At 63.5% G+C, this 23,895-nt stretch carries 23 protein-coding genes and 1 pseudogene; 16 read left to right on the top strand and 8 right to left on the bottom strand.

Translation table 11 applies throughout. The features are described from left to right. The first annotated feature begins 171 nt into the window (after positions 1-171). The 10 genes from GYH29_RS02395 to GYH29_RS02350 all read left to right on the top strand — a co-directional run bounded on the left by GYH29_RS02395 (position 172) and on the right by GYH29_RS02350 (position 8,131). Positions 172-603, top strand: coding sequence for a type IV pilin protein (locus tag GYH29_RS02395; RefSeq protein WP_052052272.1), 432 nt, complete (start codon positions 172-174; stop codon positions 601-603). Next, entirely contained in the window at positions 597-1,100 is a 504-nt protein-coding gene (locus GYH29_RS02390; protein WP_043594042.1) for a prepilin-type N-terminal cleavage/methylation domain-containing protein, read from the top strand. Before GYH29_RS02395 ends, GYH29_RS02390 begins: the two co-directional genes overlap by 7 nt. Further along, positions 1,090-1,479 (top strand): hypothetical protein, encoded by a 390-nt coding sequence (locus tag GYH29_RS02385; RefSeq protein ID WP_019102355.1) that lies wholly within the window; start codon positions 1,090-1,092, stop codon positions 1,477-1,479. The genes GYH29_RS02390 and GYH29_RS02385 overlap by 11 nt, the downstream gene beginning before the upstream one ends. Then, complete coding sequence (locus tag GYH29_RS02380; protein WP_019102354.1) at positions 1,472-2,167, top strand: hypothetical protein; 696 nt, start codon at positions 1,472-1,474, stop codon at positions 2,165-2,167. Before GYH29_RS02385 ends, GYH29_RS02380 begins: the two co-directional genes overlap by 8 nt. Then, complete coding sequence (locus GYH29_RS02375) at positions 2,164-4,167, top strand: DUF4097 domain-containing protein (protein WP_161523123.1); 2,004 nt, start codon at positions 2,164-2,166, stop codon at positions 4,165-4,167. The genes GYH29_RS02380 and GYH29_RS02375 overlap by 4 nt, the downstream gene beginning before the upstream one ends. 80 nt (positions 4,168-4,247) lie before the next feature. Next, positions 4,248-4,634, top strand: coding sequence for a SirB2 family protein (locus tag GYH29_RS02370; RefSeq protein ID WP_019102352.1), 387 nt, complete (start codon positions 4,248-4,250; stop codon positions 4,632-4,634). Between the two features lie 93 nt (positions 4,635-4,727). Next, positions 4,728-5,744 carry a ubiquinone anaerobic biosynthesis protein UbiU gene (ubiU, locus tag GYH29_RS02365; protein WP_019102351.1) on the top strand — a complete coding sequence of 339 codons (1,017 nt, stop codon included), beginning with the start codon at positions 4,728-4,730 and terminating at the stop codon, positions 5,742-5,744. A 25-nt stretch (positions 5,745-5,769) separates the two neighbouring features. Then, positions 5,770-6,699, top strand: a complete 930-nt coding sequence (locus GYH29_RS02360) for a U32 family peptidase (protein ID WP_161523122.1) — start codon at positions 5,770-5,772, stop codon at positions 6,697-6,699. After that, complete coding sequence (ubiT, locus tag GYH29_RS02355) at positions 6,686-7,120, top strand: ubiquinone anaerobic biosynthesis accessory factor UbiT (protein WP_081576085.1); 435 nt, start codon at positions 6,686-6,688, stop codon at positions 7,118-7,120. Before GYH29_RS02360 ends, ubiT begins: the two co-directional genes overlap by 14 nt. A gap of 252 nt (positions 7,121-7,372) precedes the next feature. Further along, positions 7,373-8,131 (top strand): GGDEF domain-containing protein, encoded by a 759-nt coding sequence (locus GYH29_RS02350; protein WP_019102348.1) that lies wholly within the window; start codon positions 7,373-7,375, stop codon positions 8,129-8,131. A 1-nt stretch (position 8,132) separates the two neighbouring features. Here GYH29_RS02350 and GYH29_RS02345 read toward each other — a convergent pair whose 3' ends face one another. Together GYH29_RS02345 and GYH29_RS02340 are read right to left on the bottom strand one after the other, a co-directional pair. Beyond that, the gene (locus GYH29_RS02345) at positions 8,133-9,425 is read right to left on the bottom strand and encodes an NAD(P)/FAD-dependent oxidoreductase (RefSeq protein WP_161523121.1); all 1,293 of its coding nucleotides are present in this window, start codon (positions 9,423-9,425) and stop codon (positions 8,133-8,135) included. 173 nt (positions 9,426-9,598) lie between these two features. Next, positions 9,599-10,564, bottom strand: coding sequence for a LysR family transcriptional regulator (locus GYH29_RS02340; RefSeq protein ID WP_039755418.1), 966 nt, complete (start codon positions 10,562-10,564; stop codon positions 9,599-9,601). A gap of 623 nt (positions 10,565-11,187) precedes the next feature. Between GYH29_RS02340 and GYH29_RS02335 the strand changes: the two genes are divergently transcribed. The 4 genes from GYH29_RS02335 to GYH29_RS02320 all read left to right on the top strand — a co-directional run bounded on the left by GYH29_RS02335 (position 11,188) and on the right by GYH29_RS02320 (position 14,869). Beyond that, the gene (locus GYH29_RS02335) at positions 11,188-12,900 is read left to right on the top strand and encodes a ribonucleoside triphosphate reductase (protein WP_161523120.1); all 1,713 of its coding nucleotides are present in this window, start codon (positions 11,188-11,190) and stop codon (positions 12,898-12,900) included. 22 nt (positions 12,901-12,922) lie between these two features. Continuing rightward, entirely contained in the window at positions 12,923-13,102 is a 180-nt protein-coding gene (gene nrdD / locus GYH29_RS24955) for an anaerobic ribonucleoside-triphosphate reductase (RefSeq protein ID WP_019102344.1), read from the top strand. Further along, positions 13,089-13,790 (top strand): anaerobic ribonucleoside-triphosphate reductase activating protein, encoded by a 702-nt coding sequence (locus tag GYH29_RS02325; RefSeq protein ID WP_161523119.1) that lies wholly within the window; start codon positions 13,089-13,091, stop codon positions 13,788-13,790. The genes nrdD and GYH29_RS02325 overlap by 14 nt, the downstream gene beginning before the upstream one ends. Positions 13,791-14,068: 278 nt before the next feature. Further along, positions 14,069-14,869 (top strand): LuxR family transcriptional regulator, encoded by an 801-nt coding sequence (locus GYH29_RS02320; RefSeq protein WP_118266473.1) that lies wholly within the window; start codon positions 14,069-14,071, stop codon positions 14,867-14,869. A gap of 15 nt (positions 14,870-14,884) precedes the next feature. Here the strand turns inward: GYH29_RS02320 and GYH29_RS02315 are convergent, their stop codons facing one another. Continuing rightward, a complete protein-coding gene (locus tag GYH29_RS02315; RefSeq protein ID WP_161523118.1) occupies positions 14,885-15,550 on the bottom strand; it encodes an acyl-homoserine-lactone synthase in 666 nt (221 codons plus the stop codon). 413 nt (positions 15,551-15,963) lie between these two features. Here GYH29_RS02315 and GYH29_RS02310 point away from each other — a divergent pair, with 413 nt between their 5' ends. Beyond that, positions 15,964-17,145: an NAD(P)H-dependent flavin oxidoreductase gene (locus GYH29_RS02310; protein WP_161523117.1), complete on the top strand. Its 1,182-nt coding sequence runs from the start codon at positions 15,964-15,966 to the stop codon at positions 17,143-17,145. 89 nt (positions 17,146-17,234) lie between these two features. Here the strand turns inward: GYH29_RS02310 and GYH29_RS02305 are convergent, their stop codons facing one another. The 4 genes and pseudogenes from GYH29_RS02305 to GYH29_RS02295 all read right to left on the bottom strand — a co-directional run. After that, positions 17,235-18,029: a MetQ/NlpA family ABC transporter substrate-binding protein gene (locus tag GYH29_RS02305; protein WP_019104596.1), complete on the bottom strand. Its 795-nt coding sequence runs from the start codon at positions 18,027-18,029 to the stop codon at positions 17,235-17,237. 79 nt (positions 18,030-18,108) lie between these two features. After that, on the bottom strand, positions 18,109-18,786 hold the full coding sequence (locus GYH29_RS02300) for a methionine ABC transporter permease (protein WP_019104597.1): 678 nt from the start codon (positions 18,784-18,786) through the stop codon (positions 18,109-18,111). Beyond that, a complete protein-coding gene (locus tag GYH29_RS25205) occupies positions 18,786-19,019 on the bottom strand; it encodes an NIL domain-containing protein (protein WP_332087002.1) in 234 nt (77 codons plus the stop codon). Before GYH29_RS25205 ends, GYH29_RS02300 begins: the two co-directional genes overlap by 1 nt. 45 nt (positions 19,020-19,064) lie before the next feature. Beyond that, positions 19,065-19,796: pseudogene (locus tag GYH29_RS02295) on the bottom strand (methionine ABC transporter ATP-binding protein); the annotation flags it as partial. A gap of 218 nt (positions 19,797-20,014) precedes the next feature. Between GYH29_RS02295 and GYH29_RS02290 the strand changes: the two are divergent. After that, entirely contained in the window at positions 20,015-21,370 is a 1,356-nt protein-coding gene (locus tag GYH29_RS02290) for an aldehyde dehydrogenase family protein (protein WP_161523115.1), read from the top strand. A 30-nt stretch (positions 21,371-21,400) separates the two neighbouring features. Here the strand turns inward: GYH29_RS02290 and GYH29_RS02285 are convergent, their stop codons facing one another. Continuing rightward, complete coding sequence (locus tag GYH29_RS02285) at positions 21,401-23,728, bottom strand: N-6 DNA methylase (protein ID WP_161523114.1); 2,328 nt, start codon at positions 23,726-23,728, stop codon at positions 21,401-21,403. Between the last annotated feature and the right edge of the window lie 167 nt (positions 23,729-23,895).

The raw sequence follows: 23,895 nt of genomic DNA, 5'->3' as shown, positions 1-23,895 counted from the left end.
CCGCGGCCCGGATCGGCCGCATGCGCCGCGCGCGGCAGATTATGCCGAGCCGCGGCGCATCGGCGGCGGCTTGCTTCTCGACAGGATATTTACAAAGCATATTGATGCCAATCAATACCAATATGGATCCAATAACGCTAAAATATGACATTTATTTAACAAGGCGATGTCGTGAGCGCATTCGTCCGGCCTCAAGGCCATTCCGGCTTCACCCTGATCGAGATGATGGTGGTGGCCGCCATCGTCGGCATCCTGCTCTTGGTGGCGGTGCCGTCCTACCAGCGCCACGTGCAGGCGGCCAAGGCCAATACCGCCAAGAGCGACCTGATGGCCTTGAGTCTGGCCTTGGAAAACCACAAACTTCTGCACTTGGCTTATCCCGCCGCCAGCGCGGACAGCGCCAGCGCCATCCGCGCCGCGCTGGGCAACAACAGCTGGCAACCCGCTCAAACGGAATTCAACTACGGTTACCAACCGCAGAGCGGCAGCTTCCTGCTCACCGCCAGCGGCGTCGGCCCGCAGCTGTCCGGCTGCGTGCTGAAACTCAGCGGCGCCGATCACAGCGCCAACACCAGCACCTCCGCGTGCCAGACCCAATGGTGACCCCTCCCCGCCGCCAGCGCGGCCTGACCCTGATGGAATTGTGCGCGACGCTGGCGCTGATCGGCCTGTTGGCCCTGCTGAGCGTGCCGCTGGCGCAAGGCTGGAGCGACGCCCACAAGCTGGCGCTGGCGCGCAGCCAGTTAGCGCGGGCCTACGCCCAAACCCAGGCCGCGGCGCTGAGCAACCCGCAGGCGGCGCCGCCGGACCAAGCGGCCGCGGTATTGATGTCCAGCGCCGAAGGCCAGCTGTGCGTATTCGCCGGCGCGCCGGCCAGCGGCACCCAGGGCGAACGCTGCCGCGGCGCGGCGCTGTGGCGCGCCGCCGCGCCGCGCCCGGTGACGCTGGGGACAAGTTGCCTGACGATGCCCGCCGCGCAATGCCTGGCCTTGAACAACCAGGGCCAGCCGCTGGCGACGCAAGCGGCCGGCGTTGTCTGCGGCACACGGCCCGCCTATTGCATTCGCGGGACTCAACAGGAACTCAGCGGTGACTTATAAGGCGCAAAGCGGCATCAGCCTGCTGGAAAGCCTGATCGCCATGTTGCTGCTGATGCTGACCGGCCTGGGCATTGTTTTTGTCAATGCGCGCAGTCTGGGCAGCCAACAGCAACTGCAACAACACGCGCTGGCCCTGAGCAAGGCGCGGGAACAATTGCAACAAGGCGGCCTGTCCTGCGACAGCGCCGACAACTGGCCGCTGGCCAGCGGCGTCAACGCCACCGCGCGGCTGGCCTGCCGTTCCGCGCCCGCGGTGACCTTGCGCGGACAAGCGCAAAACGGCGGGGCCGAGATCTCCGCCAAGGCCGCGCTGCGCGGCCAGACCTTGCAGCTGCAAGACGCGGCATCATCCACTCTCACCCTGAGCAATCATGAATAAACGCGCCTCTGGCTTTAGTCTGCTGGAGCTGCTGATCGGCATGCTGCTGGCGCTGATCACCACCCTGGCGATGCTGACCCTGTATCGACAGACCGCGCGCAGCGTGTTCGACCCGGACCAAGGCAGCGCCAAGCTGGCGCAACGGGACAGCCAGCTGATGGCGGCCTTGCTTAGCGTGCAGCAGCAGGCGCAGGAAGCCGGCTTCGCCGCCGGCGGCGGCCGCGAGCAGAACCTGCTATTGCTGTCGATAAGCGATTTGCGCCTGAACGCCGACGGCGCCGTCACGGCGCTCAGCGCCGCGCCGGTGGCCTCCGGCAGCGGCAACGCCGCGGTGTGGCGCTACCGCCCGCAACTGGACGCCGGCGCTTACGCCTGCCGCGGCGTGGCCCGGCTGGGCGAAGCCGGCCAGAACAGCGTCGTGTACCAGCTGCAAGCCGACGACTGCGCCGTCATCTCAGACGCTCTAAGCCAGCCTTCGCAATGGCGGGCGCGGGCGCTGACCGGCCCGCTGCCGCCGCGCCATAGGCTCAACATGGCTTTGCGGCTGGAGCAGCCCTGCTGGCCCTATGCGGCGGCAACGGCGGCGAGCCAGACCTTTCCCCAGCTGCTGCTCAATTACGACAACGCGCAGCAAGGCGAGAGCCGCAGCTTCGCCAGTTGCCTGACCAATCTGGCGGCCCCCTCATGAAGGCTCGCTCCCTCCCGCCGCGCCGGCAACGCGGCGTCGCCGCGGTGCTGATGGTGCTGCTCACCGGCATGGCCCTGACCGCGCTGGCCCTGGGCGGCATGCACCACCTGCGCGGCCAGCAGGAACTGACCCGCTCCTTGCGCGGCAATAGCGAAGCGCAGTGGCGCGCCTGGACCGGCGCGGAACTGGTGCGGCAATACCTGTCGGCGCTGACGCCGGCGCAACTGAAGACGCTGGAGCAGGACGGCGCCGCGCTGAGCCTGGACCGCGCCAGCTTGCCGCTTGCAAGCCAGGGGCTGGCCGACGCCCTCCAGATCAAACTGCTGCCGGCGCCGCGCGCCGGCGGCGCCGTGGTCGACGACGACAAAGCGGCGGCCTGGATCACCGCTCGCAGCGGCGACGCCACGGTGACGCTGGAGGTGGTTTACCAATTAAACGGCGCGCCGCCGCCTCCGACCGCCAACGCCGCGGCGCAAATCCGCGGCGGCCTGTCCACCAGCGGCAATATTGTGGTCACCGGCGCCAAAGACGCGCTGCTGCAAGTGGAGGGCGCGGTGGACACCAGCGGCAGCCTGACCGGCGTCAGCGCGATCCAGGCCACCGGCGACATCCTGTTCCAGGGCAATCCGGCCCGCGGCGACGGCCAGGCCCCGCTCAGCCTGTGGAGCAACGGCGACATCCGCGTCAACAGCGGCCAGTTTCTGACGCTGAAAGCGCGCGGCGACATCACCATGGGCAATGGCAGTGATGTGGAAACCGCCGCCGCCAACGGCGCGGTCAGCAGCAGCGGCGAGCGGGTGGGCCGGCTGACGGCCATCGGCGACGTGACGCTGGCCGGCAACGTCGCTATTTCCGCCCAATTGCTGAGCCAGGGAGATGTGCGCTCCAGCAGCAGCAACCGGCTGAACGCGCTGCGCGCCCAGGGCCTGCTGGACACCCGCGGCAACGCCAACATCGACGACGGCATCATCGGCGGCGCTTTCACCCACAACGGCGCGCAGATCTTCGACGCCGCCGGCCAGCCGCGCCAAGCGCCGCCGAACACCGTGCGGGTGCGCCACCAAGCCGGCTTGAAAGTGCCGCTGGAGCCCGTACCGGAATTCCGCCTCGGCGCCACCCGCATCAATGCCAACGATTACCGCGACGCCGCCAACCTCATCGTCTACTGGGACCCGGCGGACCGCTCCGCCGACGCGCTGCAGCGCATCCGGATCCGGCTGCAACACGTCGCCGGCGTGCCGGACGGCGCGGTCTACCGCCTGGGCCGGGAGCGGGCCGACGACTGGCAGCGCAATGATCTGTGTCCAGCCTTGCAGGCCGACGGCAGGCGCTGCGCGACGGTGACCGGCCAGCCGGTTTTGCGTCTGTGCGAAAGCGATGCGGAAAGCTGCCTCGCTGGCAGCAGCGCGCAGCAGTGGTTGCTAAAGCTCAAGCTGCCGCAAGGCATGCTGCCCGGCGTGGTGCTGTTCGAAGGCAATCTGTCGCTGTACGGCCGGCTGGACAACGCCATCCTCGCCACCGGCCACATCGAAACCAGCAACAATGTCGAACTGTGGAGCCTGCGCCAGGCCGGCGCGGCGCGAGTATGCCGCAGCGCGGACTTCCCGGAGGTCTATCCGCTGAACCATTGCGGCGCGGACCGGAGTTCGCTGCGCGAATCCCCTCTGCTCGGCATCGCCTTGCTGGCCGGCGGCTACGATGCGGCCCAAGCTTTCAGCGGCGGCAAGATCAAGCTGGGCGCCAGCAATCGGATACACGGCGCGGTGCTGGCAGGCGACACGCTGGACACCGCCGGCAGCACGCATATCTACGGCCCTGTCAGCGCGGCGCTGCAAAGCCGGCCGCCCGGCGCTCAGCCGCCGAACCGGCCGCTGAACAGCCTGGGCGCTGAAACCGTGATCGACATCAGCGGTCAGAACGGTTTGCCGGGCGAAGGCGGCGGCGGCACGCCGAACCCGCAAACGGGCGCGGCGCGGGTATTATGGGCGCGCTATCGTTAAGCGCGCTCAAGCCCTAAAGCTTGCCCAAGGTTTCACCAAGCGCAGCGGACATTCAACAGGTTTTTAACTTCCGGACGCCTATGTATCCTTATCTGATCGTCAAACACGCCCACATGGGCTTCGCCTATCTGTCGATTCTCTTGTTCGCCGTGCGCGGCGGCCTGATGCTGGGCGGCAAACAGCACCTCCTGGCGCTAAAGCCGGTGCGCATCCTGCCCCACGTCATCGACACCCTGCTGCTGGGCTGTGCCATCGCGCTGGTGGTCATGGGCGGCTGGCCCATCCTGCAAAGCCCGTGGCTGCTGGCCAAGATCGTGGGCCTGGTGCTCTACGTGGCGCTGGGCACCATCGCGCTGCGCCGCGGCAAAACGCCGCAAACCCGGCTGATCGCCTTCCTCTGCGCGCTGGTCGCGGTGTTCTACATCGTGCTGGTGGCCAAGACCAAGATGGTAGTGCCCTTCTTCTGATTCTCCAGGCGCCCGGCCTGCGCTTGACCCAGAACAAGGCCCCGCGACGCGGGGCTTGTTATCGTCGGCGGGTTTTAAACCGGACCGACCAAGATGGCTCTGCACACATCCCTGCCCGAGCTGGTCTGCCCCGCCGGCAGCCTGCCGGCGCTCAAGGCCGCGGTGGACAACGGCGCCGACACCGTTTACCTGGGCCTGAAAAACCAGACCAACGCCCGCAATTTCGCCGGGCTGAATTTCGACGACGCCAGCGCGCGCGAAGGCATCGCCTATGCGCATCGCCACGGTCGCAAAGTGCTGCTGGCGATCAACACCTTCGCCCAAGGCGCCGACGCCGGCCGCTGGCGCGCGGCGGTGGACCAAGGCGCGGCCCTGGGCGCCGACGCGCTGATCCTGGCCGACCTGGGCCTGATGGCCTACGCCGCAGAACGCCACCCTGAATTGCGCCTGCACATGTCGGTGCAGAGCTCGGCCACTAATTACGAAGCCATCAATCTGGCGCGCGACATGTTCGGCATCCGCCGCGCCGTGCTCCCTCGGGTGCTGACCCTGGATCAAGTGCGCCACGTGATCGAACACACCGACGTCGAAATCGAAGTCTTCGGCTTCGGCAGCCTGTGCGTGATGGTGGAAGGCCGCTGTCAACTGTCCAGCTACGCCACCGGCGAATCGCCCAACACACACGGGGTGTGCTCGCCGGCCAAATTCGTGCGCTGGGAACCGGACGAGCGGCGCATGAACGCCCGCCTCAACCACATCCTGATCGACAGCTACCGCGACGACGAACCCGCCGGCTACCCCACGCTGTGCAAGGGCCGCTTCCAGGTGCGCGACGAAACCTATTACGCGCTGGAAGAACCCACCAGCCTCAATGTGCTGGACATGCTGCCGCAAATCATCGCCAGCGGCGTGGCCGCCATCAAGGTGGAAGGCCGCCAGCGCAGCCCGGCCTACGTGGCTCAGGTGACGCGAGCGCTGCGCGAAGCGCTGGACGCCGCCGGCCGCGACGGCGCGCGCTTCCAGGCGCGCCCGGCCTGGCACCAGGCGCTGAACAAGGTGTCGGAAGGACAGCAGCAGACGCTGGGCGCCTACAACCGGCCGTGGAAATGAGCGCCGCCCCCATGGAAAACCGACAATGACAACCCTCAATCTGCAATTGACGCTCGGGCCTGTGCTGTTCTTCTGGCCGCGCGACACCCTGCTGGACTTCTACGCCGCCGCCGCCGACTGGCCGCTGGACCGGATTTATCTGGGCGAAGTAGTGTGCTCGCGCCGCCAGCAGATGCGGCCGCAGGACTGGATCTCGCTAGCGCGCGACCTGGCCGCCGCCGGCAAACGCGTCACCCTCAGCTGTCAGGCGCTGCTGGAGAGCGAATCCGATCTGCGCCGCGCGCGCCAGTTGGCCGCCAACGGCGACATCGCGCTGGAAGCCAACGACCTGGGCGCGATCAAGCTGGCCCGCGAACACGGCCTGCCCTTCGTCGCCGGCCCGCATCTGAACATCTACAACGCCGACACCCTGAAACTGATCCGCGACTGGGGCGCCGAACGCTGGGTGCCGCCGGTGGAAATGGACCGCGCCACGCTGGCCGAACTGCTGGCCCGCTACGCCGAGATCGGCACGCCGATCGCCACCGAGCTGTTCGCCTGGGGCAAGCTGCCGCTGGCCCTGTCCGCGCGTTGCTTCACCGCCCGTCATTACAATCTCAGCAAGGACGACTGCCAGTTCCGCTGCCTGGAACACCCGGACGGGCTGACCATGCGCACCCAGGACCAGCAGGACTTCCTCACCCTCAACGGCATCCAGACCCTGTCCGCCAGCTGCCATAGCCTGCTGCCGCATCTGCGCGGCCTGTCCGCCATCGGCGTCGACGCCGTGCGCGTCAGCCCACAGTCTCGCGCCACCGGCGACATCGTCGCCCTGTTCCGCCAAGCGCTGGACGGCGCGGACCCGGACACGCTGCTGTCCACCAGCAGCCGCCACGCCGACTCCGAACTGGTGGACGGCTATTGGCGCGGCCAGGCCGGCAACCAAGCCATAGGAGCCTCCCATGCGCATTCCTGATCTAGCCCTGCCCTCCGCCGCCGCGGCGCTGCTGTCCCGGCTGCCGGCCGCGCCGCCGGCCTGGCTGCTGGCCGCCAGCCTCAATCAACTGGCCCGGCGCGGCGTGCTGCCCGCGGACATGGCGCTGTTGACCGGCCGCCGCTTCGCCATCCGCGTGCTGGACGCCGGCCTGACCCTGCGCTTCCGCGCCGACGAGCAAGGCTTCCGCCGCGACCAGGAAAACCACGCGCCGGATTTGCAGCTCTCCGCCACGCTGGCCGACTTCGCCCGGATGATGCTGCGCGAGGAAGACCCGGACACGCTGTTTTTTCACCGCAAACTGCTGATTGAAGGCGACACCGAGCTGGGGCTCATCGTCAAGAACCTGCTGGACAGCGTGGACTGGAGCGCCACGCCGCTGGGGCGCTTCATGGCCGTTTAATCACCTGTTAAACGTCTCGCGAGCAAAGGCGAAAACGAGCGAAAAAGCGGAATACACGAGTGGTGCATGAATGTTTTTAGCTTGTTTTCAACACCGTATCGCCAACGCTCAGCAGTTCGTGAACAGGTGCTTATAACGTGTTGCCGGCGCGCACTCCTTGTGGCCGGGCCAAGTTTGGGCTAATCCGAAAAGAATCAACGCAATCTAACCGCCTCCCGGCGGCCTGCACTCATCGGAAACGGCCCAAGCCCCATGAAGCCACGCCTGTTCAGCCTCCGGCAGATCTTGCTCGACTTGGCCACCCTGCTCCTGGCCAATCTGCTGATATTCTGGCTGGCCCAGCGTTACCAGTGGCTGAACTCCGGCGACGTCAATGCGCAAACCATGGCGCTGGCGCTGCTGCTTTGCGTCAACCTGGCCGTATCGCTGGCGCTGTTCGCCTACCGCCGCGCCCGCGAATCCCACGCCATGCTGCAAGAGCTCAACACCATCGCCGGCCAAGACGCGGTCACCGGCCTGGCCAACCGTCGCCAGGCCAACACCATCCTGGAACGCGAAACCGAGCGCTCCTACCGTACCCGACGCCCCTTCTCCGTGCTGCTGTTGGACATCGACCACTTCAAGGACGTCAACGATAATTTCGGCCACCTGGCAGGCGACCAAGTGCTGGCCGCCTTTGGCCAACTACTGCAAAAACGCGCGCGCCAGTTGGACACGGTGGCGCGCTGGGGCGGCGACGAATTCTTGCTGATTTGCCCGGAAACCGAGCAGAGCGGGGCGATGGCGCTGGCCGATGATATCCGCCAGCGCTTGGCGCAGACCGAACTGCCGGCGGTGAACCGCCTGACCACCAGCATCGGCGTGGCCACCCAAACCCTGGACGACATGCCGGAGACCCTGCTGCACCGCGCCGACATGTATCTGTACGCGGCCAAGAACGCGGGCCGCAACCGCGTGGTGGGCGAAGCCGGCAGCGCCAACCGCGAGCGGCGCCTCGCCCCCGACGACTAACTCACAGCCCCAAGCGGTCCCTGAGCCCGTACCACCACGCTCCCATGGTCAGCATTGGCACGCGGAACGCGCGTCCGCCAGGGAAGGGATAGTGCGGCAGGCCGGCGAAACGATCAAAGCGCCGGCTGTCGCCGTCAATGGCCTCCGCCAGCAACCGCCCGGCCAGATGGGTGTAAGTCACGCCGTGGCCGCTGCACCCCTGCGAGTAATAGACATTGTCGCCAATGCGCCCGGCCTGCGGCAGCCGCGACAAGGTCAGCGAGAAATTGCCGGTCCAGCCAAACTCGATCTTGTAATCCGCCAACTGCGGAAAGGTTTTCAACATTTTGGGGCGGATCAGCCGCTCCACCTCGCCCGGATCGCGCGCGCCGTACACGGTGCCGCCGCCGTACAACAGCCGGTTGTCGGCGGTCAGCCGGTAATAGTCCAACAGGAAATTACAATCCTCGACACAGTGGTCTCCCGGCAACAGGCTCTTGGCCAGCGCTTCCGGCAACCGTTCGGTCGTCAGCACCTGGGTGCCGCAAGGCAGACTCTTCTCCGCCAAAGCCGGCAATAGATCGCCCAGATAAGCGTTGCCGGCCACCACCAGAAAGCGGCAACCAACCTCGCCGCCGGCGGTCTCCACCCGCACCCGGCCGCCAGGATGAATCTTCAGCGCCGCGGACTGCTCGAAAATCCGTCCGCCAAGGGACTCCAGCGCCGCCGCTTCGCCCAGCGCCAGGTTCAAGGGGTGAATATGCCCGCCCCAATTGTCCAGCAAAGCGCCGACGTACTGATCCGACGCCACGATGCCCCGCATGCTCTCGCGATCCACCAACTGCAAACCGGTATGGCCGTAGCGCTCCCACAAACGCTTCTTCGCCGCCAGTTCATCCAACTGCTTCTGGGTGAAAGCGGCGAACACATTGCCGTTTTTCAGATCGCACTGGATGTTGTACTGCTCGATGCGCTCGCGAATGATGCGCCCGCCTTCGAACGCCATCGCGCCCAGCCCCTCGGCCGCCGCTTTGCCGTGCCGGCGCTCGATGACATCCATATCGCGGCTATAGCTGTTGACGATCTGGCCGCCGTTGCGGCCCGATGCGCCCCAGCCCACCCGCGCCGCCTCCAGCACCGCCACCTGATAACCGCGCTCCGCCAAATGCAACGCCGCGGACAAGCCGGTGTAGCCGGCGCCGATCACGCAGACATCGACCTGCAAAGCCCTCTGCAAGGACGGGCGCTCCGGCGCCGGATTGGCCGATGCGGCGTAATAAGAGCGGGTATGTTCTTGTCGGGCCGGCGCGTTCATAGCTGTCTCCTTGGCAAAGCGAACGCGTGGCGTCCGTTCATGATTGGTATAAAAACACAATACACGCGCTCATTATATTTAACAACACCTGGGAGAAAGGATGGCTCTCAGCGGTAAAAAGACAACAAAAAAGCCAGCGCGAGCGCTGGCTTTCGGATGAAGCGGAGACGGGATCAGACTGAGTTTTTCTGAGCCGCCTTGCGTTTGGCGCTCAAATCCAGGCCCGGCAGATCCGCCATGATGTCCGGATGATCCGCCAATTTCTCCACGACGAAATCAACGAACACCCGTGTGCGCGGCGCGATGTGATCGCGATGCGGGAAGCAGATGTAAATCGAGCGCTCCAGCGACACCATATCGGTCAACACCGGCTCCAGCTCGCCGGAACGGATCAGATGCACCACTTCATGGCCCGGCAACTGGGCCACGCCCATGCCCAGACGCGCCAGCTCGGCCACCGCCTCCATCTCGTTCAGCGTGTAAGTGCCGTTGACCTCCAACGGAATCCGCTCGCCCTTGCGATCGAACTCCCACTTGAACAGGCGGCCGGAAGTCGGGAACTGGAAATTGATGCAATCGTGGTTGCTCAACTCCTCCGGAGCGCTCGGACGGCCATGCAAATCCCAATACCCCGGCGACGCCACCACGTATAGCGGCATCTGGGCCAAGTTGCGCGCCACCATGCGGCTGTCCGGCATCATGCCGGAACGCACGCCCACATCGTAGCCGTCCTCGATCAAATCGCTGAAATGGTCGTCCAGGCCGAAGAAGACCCGCACCTTGGGATAGCGCTCGCAGAACTCGCCCATGATGGGCAAGATGAAACGCCGGCCAAAGGAGTTGGGCATGCTGACCCGCAGATGACCGGCCGGCTCGTCGCGGCTGGCCTTCAACTGATTGATAGCCGAATCCAGATTGTTCACCGGCCCGCGGCACTGGGCGTAGAAACGGCGCCCGTCCTCGGTCAGCGTCAATTGGCGCGTGGTGCGGTTGAACAGGCGAACCTCCAGTTCCTGCTCCAGCCGGGCGATGCTCTGGCTGATAGCGGCCGGCGATACGCCCAGCTTGCGCGCGGCGTCGGAGAAACTGCCGTTTTCCGCCGTGGTCATGAAGACCATCAATGCTTTTAAGGTGTCCATAATCAGGGATGTTCCAGGCTCGGCATCGCCTACCCTTCACGCCCGGACGGACGCCCTGGATTTGACAATGCTGATAACATTATTAAGTAGTATATCTTTAAAAAGGGTACACCATACCCTCTAATGATTAAAGAAGAACTTGCAAATTGTTGTGAATGCATCTTCATGGACAAATCCACGCCAGGAACAGAACCGACCGCAGCTTCCCCGCTGCACCGCTCACGGAGCGCACTTTGTCATATAGTTATTACAGCTTGCTTGAAAATACATCGCCCTATTTTCTATGCAATCCAAGTATGCACCTGATCCGGGCTGAATGCCATGAGTTTGTTGCAACAGACTCAATGAAACAGCATCAAGTTGGCAACAATATGCCGCAGGAGCAACGATGATCGCAGCGGAGCGGCATCGGCTGCACGACGGCACCCATCCAGCATAAGCCATGCGTCGCCGCAAACAACACGATAATCGCGTTCAACGACTCATTTCACCGGCCTGGCAAGCGCAGCCGCAGCCCAAAAACACCGCGCTTGATCCGCGTCAAGTTATCGCCACCTCGGCCACACAGCCCGTAAAACACAATTTATAGTGTCGCCAATTCGATAACTTCACTAGATATAGAAATGAGCACAGCTTCCGCGCCCGCCGCCATGGTGGATGCCATCTCCGCGATCGACGAATATCTGGACCGGGCCGACTGGCGGGTCAACGCCAACGCCAACCAGGGCTACAGCCTGGGTGGCCTGATCCTCAACATCGCCGGCAAACTCACCGCCAATTACTGGCTGGAGCGGGTGCTGGCGCCGGAAGTTGCCATTGCCCACCGCCAGGGGGATCTGCACATCCACGATCTGGACATGCTGTCAGGCTACTGCGCCGGGTGGTCGCTGCGCACCCTGTTGCAAAATGGCTTCAACGGCATTCCCGGCAAGGTGGAATCCGCGCCGCCGCGCCATCTGTCTTCCGCCTGCGGCCAAATCGTCAACTTCCTCGGCACCCTTCAAAACGAGTGGGCCGGCGCCCAAGCGTTTAGTTCCTTCGACACCTACCTGGCCCCCTTCGTCAAAAAAGACGGGCTGAGCTACGCCGACGTGCGCCAGTGCGTCCAGGAACTGATCTACAACCTCAACGTGCCCAGCCGCTGGGGCACCCAAACCCCGTTCACCAACCTGACCTTCGACTGGACCTGCCCAGACGACATCGCCGAGCAGATTCCGGTGCTGGGCGGAGAGGAAATGCCGTTCCGCTACGGAGATTGCGCACGCGAAATGGCGATGATCAACCGCGCCTACATCGAAGTGATGCTGGCCGGCGACGCCAAGGGGCGCTCCTTCACCTTCCCCATCCCCACCTACAACATCACCCGCGACTTCGACTGGCACGGCGAGAATACCGATCTCTTGTTCGAAATGACCGCCAAATACGGCCTGCCCTATTTCCAGAACTTCGTGAACTCCGACCTGGAGCCGCAGATGGTGCGCAGTATGTGCTGCCGGCTGCAACTGGACTTGCGGGAACTGCTCAAGCGCGGCAACGGCCTGTTCGGCAGCGCCGAACAAACCGGCTCCGTCGGCGTGATCACCATCAACTGCGCGCGTCTGGGCCACCGCTTCGCCGGCGACTACGCCGCGCTGCTGGCCGAAACCGACCGCTTGTTAGAGTTGTCCCGCGACGCCTTGGAGAAAAAACGCAGCGAAGTGCAAGCGCGCATCGACGACGGCCTCTACCCTTACACTCGTCACTTCCTGGGCTCGCTGCGCAATCATTTCAGCACCATAGGCGTCAACGGCATCAATGAAATGATCCGCAACTTCAGCGCCGATCGCATCAACATCACCAGCGACGAGGGCCACCAGTTGGCCTGCGACTACTTGGACCACATCCGCCAGCGCATGGTCGAGTTCCAGGAAAGCACCGGCCACCTGTACAACCTGGAAGCCACCCCGGCGGAAGGCACCACCTACCGCTTCGCCAAGGAAGACCGCAAACGCTATCCCGGCATCCTGCAAGCCGGCAGCGACGCTCATCCTTATTACACCAACTCCAGCCAATTGCCGGTGGGCTTCACCGACGACCCGTTCGAGGCCCTGCAACGTCAGGAACTGCTGCAACGCAAATACACCGGCGGCACCGTGCTGCACCTTTATATGACCGAGGCGGTCAGCAGCGCCGACGCCTGCCGCGAACTGGTGCGGCGCGCGCTGTCCCGCTTCCGCCTGCCCTATATCACAGTAACCCCCACCTTCTCGATCTGCCCCAAGCACGGCTATCTGTCCGGTCACCACGAATTCTGCCCGCGCTGCGACGCGGAACTGCTGGCGCGCCAGTCTTCATAAGCCCTTTAAGAAAGGAAAGCCCATGACTCCTCCCACCCTCATCCCCGGCCAAGACGCCGCCCCGCTCAATGACGAGCAGCGCACCCGCTGCGAAATCTGGACCCGTGTGATGGGCTATCACCGCCCAGTGCAGTCCTTCAATATCGGCAAGCGGGGAGAATTCGACGAACGGGTCTGCTTCAGTGAACATGCGCGCCGCTGACCCCGCAGCAGCCCGCATCGGCGGGCTAACGCCGTTCTCCAGCTGCGACTGGCCGGGCAAGCTATGCGCGGTGGTCTTCCTAGCTGGCTGCCCTTGGCGCTGCGACTACTGCCACAACCCGCATCTACTGCAGCGCCGGAACGGCGAAACCCGCTGGCCGGACATTCTGCGCTGGCTGCAAAGCCGGGTCGGTCTGCTCGACGGCGTGGTGTTCTCCGGCGGCGAACCGCTGCAGGAACCGGCGTTGCCGGCTCTGCTGGAACAGACCCGCGCGCTGGGCTTCGCCACCGGCTTGCACATCGGCGGCGCCTATCCGCAGCGCCTACGCCGGGTTCTGTCTCTGCTCGATTGGGTCGGCCTGGACATCAAGACCGATTTTGGCGCCTACCCGGCACTGACCCACCTGTCGCGCAGCGGCGAGCAAGCAGAGGCCGCGCTGCATTGTCTGTTGCAAAACAACATCAATTTTGAATGTCGCAGCAGCATACACCCTCACTGGCACAGCGAACCCCAACTGGCGGCGCTGGCGCGGCGTCTGGCGGCGCTGGGCGTCGCCGACTATCACTGGCAACGCCTCCGCCCGCCTCCATCCGCCGCCTTTCCCCCAGCCCCCGCCGGCTGGCCCGCGCCGAAACTGGTAGAAGAGATCGCGCCTTTGTTCCAGCGCTTCAGTTATCGGGAACACTGACAGAAGGTCCAGTTTTCCGGGCTTGTCCCAGCGCCTCCCTTATGACACCCCGAGTTCTCCCCTTGTTTGCCACCCTCCGGATAGCACCAAATAAGTCATTGATCAATATAATTATTTCTACTTACGGATTTTTGGACAGGCAATTTGTTATAATGTCGGCGACGAATGCAACAGTCGCTGTTCTTGGCACCAGAACAAGGAGTTAGCGCTTCCCATGCCTTTTGCATGTGGGCTACTATCCAGCAGCGTAAAACCACAAGATCAAGAAAGATTTGCTCATGGTCATCTCAAATTCCGCGATAGCACGGCCGCTGCCCAGCGGTCTGTCCGCGAGTCAGCAATGGACATTGCTGGAATGGATTCACCTTGCCGGACAAATCGAAACCGAAGCCGAGCTCAGGGGGTTTCTGGACATGTTGCTCAGCCAGGCACCCTCCGAACACATGGTGCTAGCGCTGGGTCGCATCAACCAGCACCAGCAGATTCAGCGGCTGGAGCGGGTCTTGAATGTCAGCTATCCCACGGAATGGCTGAAGCATTACATGGAGGAAAACTACGCCCAGCACGATCCCATTCTGAAGATCCATCTGGGCAGCGGCCCGGTGCAGTGGCAAGAACGCTTTAGCCGCGCCAAAGGTAAGGAAGAGCGCAAGTTCATTGCCGAGGCCGCCACCGTTGGGCTGGAAAGCGGCGTCACCTTCAGCGCCGCTTCCAAACGCAATAATCTGGGTTGCATTTTCTCCGTCAGCGGCAAAGACGCTAGCGCCGATCCCAATCTGGTAGCCATGCTTGAATGTCTGACGCCACACCTGCACCAAGCCGCTGTCCGCATAGCCAATCTGGCTCCGGCCACTCCCAGTTCCATGCCGCTATCGCAGCGCGAATACGATATTTTCCACTGGATGAGCCGCGGCAAGACCAATTGGGAAATCGCCACCATTCTGGACATCAGTGAACGCACCGTGAAGTTTCACGTCGCCAACGTCATCCGCAAGCTGAATGCCAACAATCGCACCCACGCCATCGTGTTGGGTATGCACTTGTTGCCGCCCCCCGGAGGACTGCAGGTCAGCGATTAGCTGAAGCCGGCCAGCTTAAGCCCACGCGGGAGCATGCGCACGGTCGTATTCCATCCAGGAACGGACGCACTCTCTTGGCGCCGCGACTTCCCGTCGCAGCGACTTGATGAACTCCGGATCAGCCTGCTCCCAGTCAAAGCATCCCGCAACCGACATCACCCCGCCATCCAGCGGCTGCGGCACGCCTACCGGCAGTATTGGAAAGCCCATTCGCGACAGATGCCGATAAAAAGACGGCTCCACCACGAAATACAACCAACGCACCTCATTGGCGCGCGACCACTCCCATAAGCTCAGATACAACAAGCGTGCAATCGCTCTCGTCTCAGAACCGGAAATCGTTTTCCCCACTGCGAAGCGAGTGATTTCCCCGCAGCCCTCGCCTTTGCGGATACGTTCCCCCGGTGCCAGCAAACGGGAAAATTCCCGCTCGATCATGAATGGCTGATCGCCGGCGGTGAAACGGGCCGATCCCACCACTTGATTCTGAGCAATCACCGCCAGATTGTCGGAGAACGCGTCGTAATCATCCAGGTCGAGGCCGTCCGGCCTAATGGGCACCCACCTCAGTTGCTCACGAAATACTTGGTGGCGAAACTTCAACAAATCGATTTCATACGACGTTGCATTGACCTTCTCCATCAGCAAACCTCCCAGTTCCAGTGGAAAGAAATGCGCCATTTTATTTTCTCCAATCATCACGTTACTGGCACGGGCACTGTAAAAGCAGGGCTGAACTGGGAAATCTGACCAAATGGACAGGAGTCGATTTTTTGAAATGTGCTACGGCAAGGAAAAACGGAGAGTTTTTCCCCTAGTTGTCGTAAGACTTCCCCAGTTTTACTCTCTCACCAAAAAAATTCCATACGCATAGCAATGCACGCACAAATGGCTTAACTAAAAATATCATCACTAAAATCAAAAGTTTGCGTACTATCTTCAGTCGGGACAACAACACAAGCCATTGAAGAATCAACCTTTTTCTCTAGTTAAAAAGCGAGCTGTCCTTAGTTTTTTTACCCTAGAGCAAAGACTCTTAATCCCACCGCACTTACGATCGCCTAGTTATTCACCCGTACCCGCATCGTTGCTAAATGACCACAAATTCCTCGCTCTACGCTCCCTTGCAGATAGGGCAACGCGCTCTGCTTCCCATCGTGCAAGGGGGAATGGGCATAGGCGTCTCCGCCAAAAGCCTGGCCGGCCACGTCGCCCGAGAGGGCGCGCTGGGCACTGTGGCCAGCGTCGATCTGCGCCATCTGCACGCTGATCTGGTCGAGCAGTCGCAACACGCTCGCGGTCAGGCCGAACTTGATCGCCTCAACCTGATTGCGCTGGATCGCGAAGTGAAGGGCGCGCTGACTTACGCCCAGGGCCGCGGCATGGTGGCGGTCAATGTGATGAAGGCCGTGGCCTCTTATCCGGACTACGTGCGTCAAGCCTGCGAATCCGGCGCGGAAGCGGTGGTAATGGGCGCGGGCCTGCCGCTGGACCTGCCGGAGATGACCTCGGGCTTTCCCAAGGTGGCCTTGATCCCCATCCTGTCCGAGGCGCGCGGCATCGGCATTGTGCTCAAGCGCTGGATGAAAAAAGGCCGGCTGCCGGACGCCATCGTCATCGAGCATCCCAAACACGCCGGCGGTCATCTGGGCGCGGCCAGTCTCGCCGAGCTGGACGCCGAACGCTTCAGCTTCCAGAAAGTGCTGGACGAAACCCGACAGCTGTTCAAAAGCCTGCAACTGGAGAGCGAGCGCATCCCGCTGATCGTCGCCGGCGGCGTCAACAGCTTCGAGAAGATGAAGGCCTGCATCCAGGACTTCGGCGCGTCCGCGGTGCAGATAGGCACCGCCTTCGCCGTCACCCGCGAGGGCGACGCGCACGACAACTTCAAGCGCACGCTGGCGGAGGCCAAGCCGGAAGACATCGCCGAATTCATGAGCGTGGCCGGCCTCCCGGCGCGCGGGGTGCTGACGCCCTTCCTGAAAAGCTATCTGAAGCGCGAGGCCATCTTGCAGGCCAACGCCAAAGCCGACCCGGCGCGCTGCACTCAAAGCCTCAATTGCCTGAGCGCCTGCGGCCTGCGCGACTGCGTGGCCAAGATGGGCCAGTTCTGCATCGATCTCAAACTCGCGGCGGCTTTCCGCGGCGAAGTGAGCAAGGGGCTGTTTTTCCGAGGCGCCGATCCGCTGCCTTTCGGCGATGCGATGCGCAGCGTCAGCGAAACCATCCGCTATTTCCTGACCGGAGAGAAACCGGCCGATCTCGCCGCGACATGAGTCGGCGTGAAGACGCCGATAAGACAAAGCCCCGCAGAGCGGGGCTTTGTCGTTCAAACCCAGAGATACCGGGCGCCTAAACAAGAAGTTCAGAACGCCGGGATCACCGCGCCTTGGTACTTGCTCTCGATGAATTTGCGCGCTTCCGGGCTGGCCAGCGCGGCGGCCAGCTTCTTCACGCCCACGCTGTCCTTGTTGTCGGCGCGCGTCACCAGCAGGTTGGCGTACGGCGAAGTAGTCTCGATGAACAACGCGTCGCGCTTGGGATTGAGCTTGGCTTCCAGCGCGTAGTTGGCGTTGATCAGCGCCAAGTCCACCTGCGGCAGCACGCGCGGCAACGTGGCGGCTTCCAGTTCCTTGATCTTCACCTGTTTAGCGTTGGACGCGATGTCTTTCACCGTCGGGTACAGATTATTGCGGTCCTTCAACTTGATCACGCCGCCCTGGTCCAGCAGCAGCAAGGCGCGGCCGGCGTTGGTCGGGTCGTTGGGAATGGCCACGGTCGCGCCCTTGGGCAGGTCCGCCACTTTCTTGAACTTGCTGGAGTAAGCGCCAAACGGTTCGATATGCACCGGCTTGCTGGCCACTACCAGCTTGGTGCCGCGATCCTTGTTGAACTTGTCCAGATAGGGAATGTGCTGGAAGAAGTTGGCGTCCAAGCGCTTCTCGGACACTTGCAGATTGGGCTGCACGTAGTCGTTGAACACCTTCACCTCCAGCTTGACCCCTTGCTTGGCCAGGGTCGGCTTCAACGCTTCCAGGATTTCCGCGTGCGGCACCGGGGACGCCGCCACGGTGACGGTCACCAGGTCTGCGGCCAGCGTCTGAGCGCCCCACAGTGCGGTCACGGCGGTAAAGGCGAAGCGAGCGATATTCTTTTTCATGATGCGTTTTCCTCTATTCAATACAGGTTTTGGATTCAAATCTGTTCGAGTTTCCGATGGCGGCCGATGCGCGCTGCGCTCAGCCGCGTTGACAGCGCAGCACTAGCCGGTCGCCGAAACTCTGGATCAACTGCACCAGCAACAGCAGCAACACCACGGTCACCACCATCACCTCGGTCTGAAAACGCTGATAGCCGTAGCGAACCGCCAAATCTCCCAGGCCGCCGCCGCCGATGACGCCGGACATCGCGGTGTAGGACACCAGCGCCACCGTGGTCACCGTCGCCGCGCCCACCAGGCCCGGCAAGGCCTCCGGCAGCAGTACATGGCGCACGATCTGGCCCAGGCTGGCGCCCATGGACTGGCTGGCCTCGATCACCCCACGGTCCACTTCGCGCAGCACGTTTTCCACCAGTCGGGCGAAGAAGGGCGAGGCGCCGGCCACCAGCGGCGGAATCGCGCCCGCCACCCCTATCGAAGTACCCACCAGCTTCAGCGTCAGCGGGATCATCACGATCAGCAAAATCACGAAGGGCAAGGAGCGGAACACATTAACCAGGAAGGATAGCGTGGCGTACAAGCGCGGCCGCGACAGCAATTGCCCCGGCGAGCTAACGTACAGCACCACGCCCAACGGCAGGCCGAACAGCACGGTGAACAGCAACGAGGCGCCCAGCATGGTCAGCGTGTCCAACGTGGCCTGGCCTATTTCCAGCCAGTCCATGCTCAATAATTGGGTCCAGTCGAAACCTTCCATCACAGCACCTCGCAACGCACGCCATGACTGGCGAATAATTCAGGCAGGCTCTCCAGCGGGGCCTCCGACTCGATCACGCCGGCCACCAATTGGCCGAACGGCGTGCCCTTGATCTCGGACAGCGTGCCGCTGACCAGATTGAAGCGGGCGCCCGCCTCCTTGCCCACCACGTCCAGCACCGGCTGCAAGGTGGGATCGCCGACGAAGGTCAGCTTGATCAACGGCGCGCCCACGCGCTGCTGCCAGGTCTGGCGCGCCTCTTCCTGATACAGCCCGGTTTCCGCCAGCAGGCCACGGGTCACCTCGTGCTGCGGATGCAGGAACACGTCCAGCACCGGCCCCTGCTCCACCACGCGGCCGTGGTCCAGCACCGCCACCTGATCGCATAGCTGGCGGATCACGCGCATCTCATGGGTGATCAACACAATAGTCAGGCCAAGCTGGCGGTTGATGTCGGCCAGCAAGGTCAGAATGGAGTCCGTGGTTTCAGGGTCCAGCGCCGAGGTCGCCTCGTCGCACAGCAACAGTTCCGGGTGATTGGCCAGCGCGCGGGCGATGCCGACGCGCTGCTTCTGACCGCCGGACAATTGCGCCGGGTATTTGTCGCGATGCCCGGACAGTCCCACCAAGGCCAGCAGTTCTTCGACGCGGGCGTCCATATCGGCCGCGGACACGCCGCCGGCCAATTCCAGCGGAAAGCGCACATTGCCGGCCACGGTGCGCGACTTCAGCAAATTGAAATGCTGAAACACCATGCCGATGCGCTGGCGGCGCAGTTGCAATTGCCGGCTGTCCAGCGCGGTCAGATCCGTGTCGCCCAAGCGCACCGCGCCGCGGTCCGGGCGCTCCAGCAGGTTCAAGCAACGCACCAAGGTGCTCTTGCCCGCGCCGGAACGGCCGATGATGCCGAACACCTCGCCCTTGGCCACCTTCAGGCTGACGTCAGCCAAGGCCGGCACTTCGCGCCCGTCCACCCGGTAATGTTTGTATAAATTCTCTATTTCAATCATGCCTTGCCTCTGAATCCCGCCATCCGTCAACGCCACTGCTTGGCGATTGCAAACCAGTCTATAAGCAAGTCACATAAAACCTAAAGAACTATAAATTTAACCATTTATTCAAATTAGAAATATAATAAGCAAATCGCCGCGGAATTGACGACGCTCACCCCCGGGTCCGGGGATTTTTGCTACATTGTGTCTTTGCTTGCATACCAATACAGCACGTCATGACCGCCTTTACCAGCTGCAACCCCGCCACAGGAGAAGTCGTCTACACCCGCGCCGCCTGGCCGGAAACCCAACTGTCCGTCGCTCTCGCCCAACTGCGCGAGGCGCAGCGCCTGTGGCGCGAGCTGACCGTGGCCGAACGCGCCGGACAACTGCTTCGCCTGGCCGATCAACTGCAGGCCCATCGCGAAGAACTGGCCGGCCTGGTCACGCTGGAGGTGGGCAAACGCACCGCCGAATGCCTGGCGGAAATCGACAAATCCGCCCAGTTGATCCGCTACTACGCCCAGCTGGCGCCGGAGTTGCTGGCCTCGCTGGAAATCCCTACCCAGGCCAGCCGCAGCGGCGTGGCTTTCGAACCGCTGGGCACCGTGCTGGCGGTGATGCCGTGGAATTATCCGATCTGGCAGGTGCTGCGCTTCGCGGTGCCGGCGCTGATGGCCGGCAACGCCTGCCTAGTCAAGCCGGCGCCGTCGGTTCCGCAATCCACTCAGCGTCTGCTGGAATTGGCGCGCGCCTCGGGCCTGAGCGTGCTGGACGTGGCCTGGATAGATCATGATCAAGTGGAAGAGGCCATCCGCCAGTGCGACGCGGTGGCCTTCACCGGCTCCACTCAAACCGGGCGCGCCATCGCGGCGCTAGCCGGTCGCCACCTGAAAAAGACCGTGCTGGAGTTGGGCGGCAGCAACCCCTTCATCGTGCTGGCCGACGCCGACGTCGCCGCCGCGGCTCAGGACGCGGCCAACTCCCGCTTCCGCGACGCGGGCCAGAGCTGCAATGCGGCCAAGCGCATGATCGTGGTGCCGGAAATCGCCGAAGCGTTCATTGACGCCTTCTGCGCCGAAGCCGCCAAACTGCGCGCCGGCGACCCGCGCCACCCCGCCACCACCTTGTCGCCGCTGACCCGCGCCGATCTGCGCGAAGCGCTGCACGCCCAAGTGCTGGACGCCGTTGCACACGGCGCCGAGCTGCGGCTGGGCGGGCAGATGCCGGCCAGCCCCGGCTTCTTCTACCCGGCCACGGTGCTGGACCGGGTCAACCCGGATTGCCGCGTTTACCACGAGGAAGTGTTTGGCCCGGTGGCCGGCATTTTGCGCGCGCGCGACGAGGCCGACGCGTTGCGGCTTGCCAACGACACTCCATTCGGCCTGGGGGCCAGCATTTACAGCGCGGACAAGGAACGCGCCTGGGCGCTGGCGCGCCAGATCGAAGCCGGCAGCGTGTTCATCAACCGCCACACCAGCTCGGACTTGCGCCTGCCTTTCGGCGGCGTCAAATCCTCCGGCTATGGCCGCGAGCTGTCCGAGTTCGGCCTGTACGAGTTCGTCAACGTCAAAACCTACTGGCAAAAATAAGCCGCCGTCGCAACGGCGGCCGGCGGGCCTTTAGTCTTCCGACGAAAAGCGCGCCAACAACGCGCCGCGTCGCGCCTGCCATTGCAGCAGGCGCTGTTGCAGAGCGTGCAAGGCCTCGTCCTGGCGCGTCAATTCCTCCACTAGCTTGCGTTGCTCGCTCAACGGCGGCACGGGCAGCGGGATTTCCGCCAGCGCCTCGAAGCCGAACTCGGCCCCCTCCACCGCCGCGCCCAGCCGCTCCAGACAAAAGCGCCACCCTTCCGACTGCCGGTAGCACTCCAGGAAAGCCGGCGAGATCCGGGCCTCGTCCAGCGCGAAAGCCCTCTGGTCCGCCGTGGTCAGCACCGGAGCGTCGTCGGCGTTGCGCGCCAGCGCGCCCTGATACAAACGCGCCGGATCGAAGGCGAAAGCGTTGGGCGGCAGCGCCGTGCCCAAGCCCTCTCCTGCACGGCGCCAGCCGCCGCCCTCGGTGACTTCCAACAGTTCGCCCTCGGCGGTGGCCTCCAGCGGCGCGGCCAGCTCTCCCAATTTGCACACTTCCCAGTTGCCGGGAATCACCCCCAACGGACTCGGTTTGAACGATTGATGCGGACTCCACTTGCCCATGCGCCGGGTGCCGTAGCCGCGGTTGAGCAAAGCCTGGATGCCGCTAGGACGCAGCTTGCGCTTGGCGGCGAACTGGCAAGACAGCAACTCCAGCTTTTCATCCGTCAAGGCCAGGCACCCCTCCAGTTCACCCTCCTCCACGCGCCAGCCCTGCTCTTCCGTGAAGAAGGCCGCCAACCGCGAGTCCAGCGCCTGTTCCTGCTCTTGCAAGGCGGCCAGCTCAGTGGCCAAAGCCTCGGGGTCCACGATCTCGGCCGCCTCATCCTGGGCGAAGTAACGCTGTACGTTCAAATTGCCCCGGTGGCCTTGCTTGATCTCGCGCAGCCCCACCAGGCGCAGATAGTCCGGCTCCTCCGTCTCCTGCTCCACCGCGGCGCGGTAGGCGTGTAGAATATGCTCGATGTCCTCTTGCCGCAGCGTGTTCTGCACCCGGCCGCGGCCGAATTCCTTGCTGGCGTCGATAATAATCACCTTGTTGCGCAGGCCCGCCGGTTTGTTCTTGTTCAACACCACCACGCAGGTGGGCATGCCGGAACCGTAGAACAAGGCCGGCGGCAAGGCGATCACTCCCTCGATGCGATCGCCGGACTGGCCTTGGCTGCCAAACAGCAGGCCGTTGCGGATGCGGCCCTCGTCGCCGTCGCGGAACAGCACGTCGTGCGGCATCACCAGCGCGGCGCGGCCATCCTCTTTCAAGGTGGCCAATACGTGCTGAACGAAGGCGTAATCGCCGAAGCTGCGCGGCGGAATGCCATAGCCAAAGCGCTTATGCTCGTCCGTCAGCTTCTTGTAATTGGGCTCGGCCGGACGCTTGCGGCGGCGCTTCTTGCCGTCGGCGGGCGGCGGTTCCACCACCTCGGCCTCCAGCGGCGTCCACCAGTTTTTCACCGTGAACGGCAGCTGCGCCACGATGCGGTCGAAGCGAGGCAGCCAGCCTTCCGGGGTCAGGTGCTTGGGCTCCACCAGGGTGTCCCCCAATTCCAGACTCATCTCCACGCCGTGGAAATAAGCGCACAGCTTGGCCATCGCCCAAGTGGCCGGCAGTTTTTCCTGGCCGAACAACTCCAGCGCAACCCGGCCGTCCGGCAAGCGGCCGCCCGGTCGCGCGCCCATCATGCGCCAGGCGTCAAGCAAGGTGCCGGCCGCGCCGCAGCTGGGGTCGTACAGGCTCTGGCCAGGCTGAAGCTCCGCCAGCCGCAGCAGCAACTGGCTGACCGGCGCCGGCGTGGAAAAGGCGCCGCCGCGCTTGCCTGACTCCGCCGCGTAGCGGCGCACCAGCCCTTCGCAGACCTCGCCCAGACGGGACGGGTCCTCCAGATCGGCGTCGCCCAGCTTCAGCGCGCCGATATGGTTCATCAAGGGGTGCAGCACCTCGTCGCTCAAACGCTTGTGGCCCTGATATTGCGCAACGCTGAGCACGCCGGCCAGCGCCGGGTGATGTTCCTCGATGGCGGCCACCGCCTTGTCAAGCGCCTCGCCTATGCCTTTCTTGCGCTCTTGCAGGCCGGGCCAGCGCGCGTGCTGCGGATAGACGCCGTACTGTTCCTGCACCACGCCCTCGGCGCGCTTGCGGCTCATGCCCTCGGCCGCCACCCGCGCCTGAACCCTCTCCACAAACACATCGTGCAGGCGCTTGAGCACAAATAGGCCGAACACGTGGTTCTTGTAGTCGTACAGGTCCACTTGCTCGCGCAGCAGTTCCGTGGACGCCCACAGCTCCTGTTCCAACTGGTCCGGGGATAGCAAAGTCATAAGCCAACAACCAAGTTAAATGACAAACCCGGCTATTTTAGCCGCAACGTCGCGCAGCGTCGGCAAAGAATGGTCGCGGCAATATGGTTCCCTACAGGACAATTCATCTTCACGTCATTCTACCGTCATCCGGCGCGCCTAGACTGCGACTCTCCTGTATCGCAACG

It is taken from the genome of Chromobacterium haemolyticum (assembly GCF_009936155.1).
In the GTDB taxonomy this organism is placed as follows: Bacteria; Pseudomonadota; Gammaproteobacteria; order Burkholderiales; family Chromobacteriaceae; genus Chromobacterium; species Chromobacterium haemolyticum.
The sequence above is the reverse complement of the archived record's forward strand: the minus strand, read 5'-3'. Positions and strand labels throughout refer to the sequence as shown.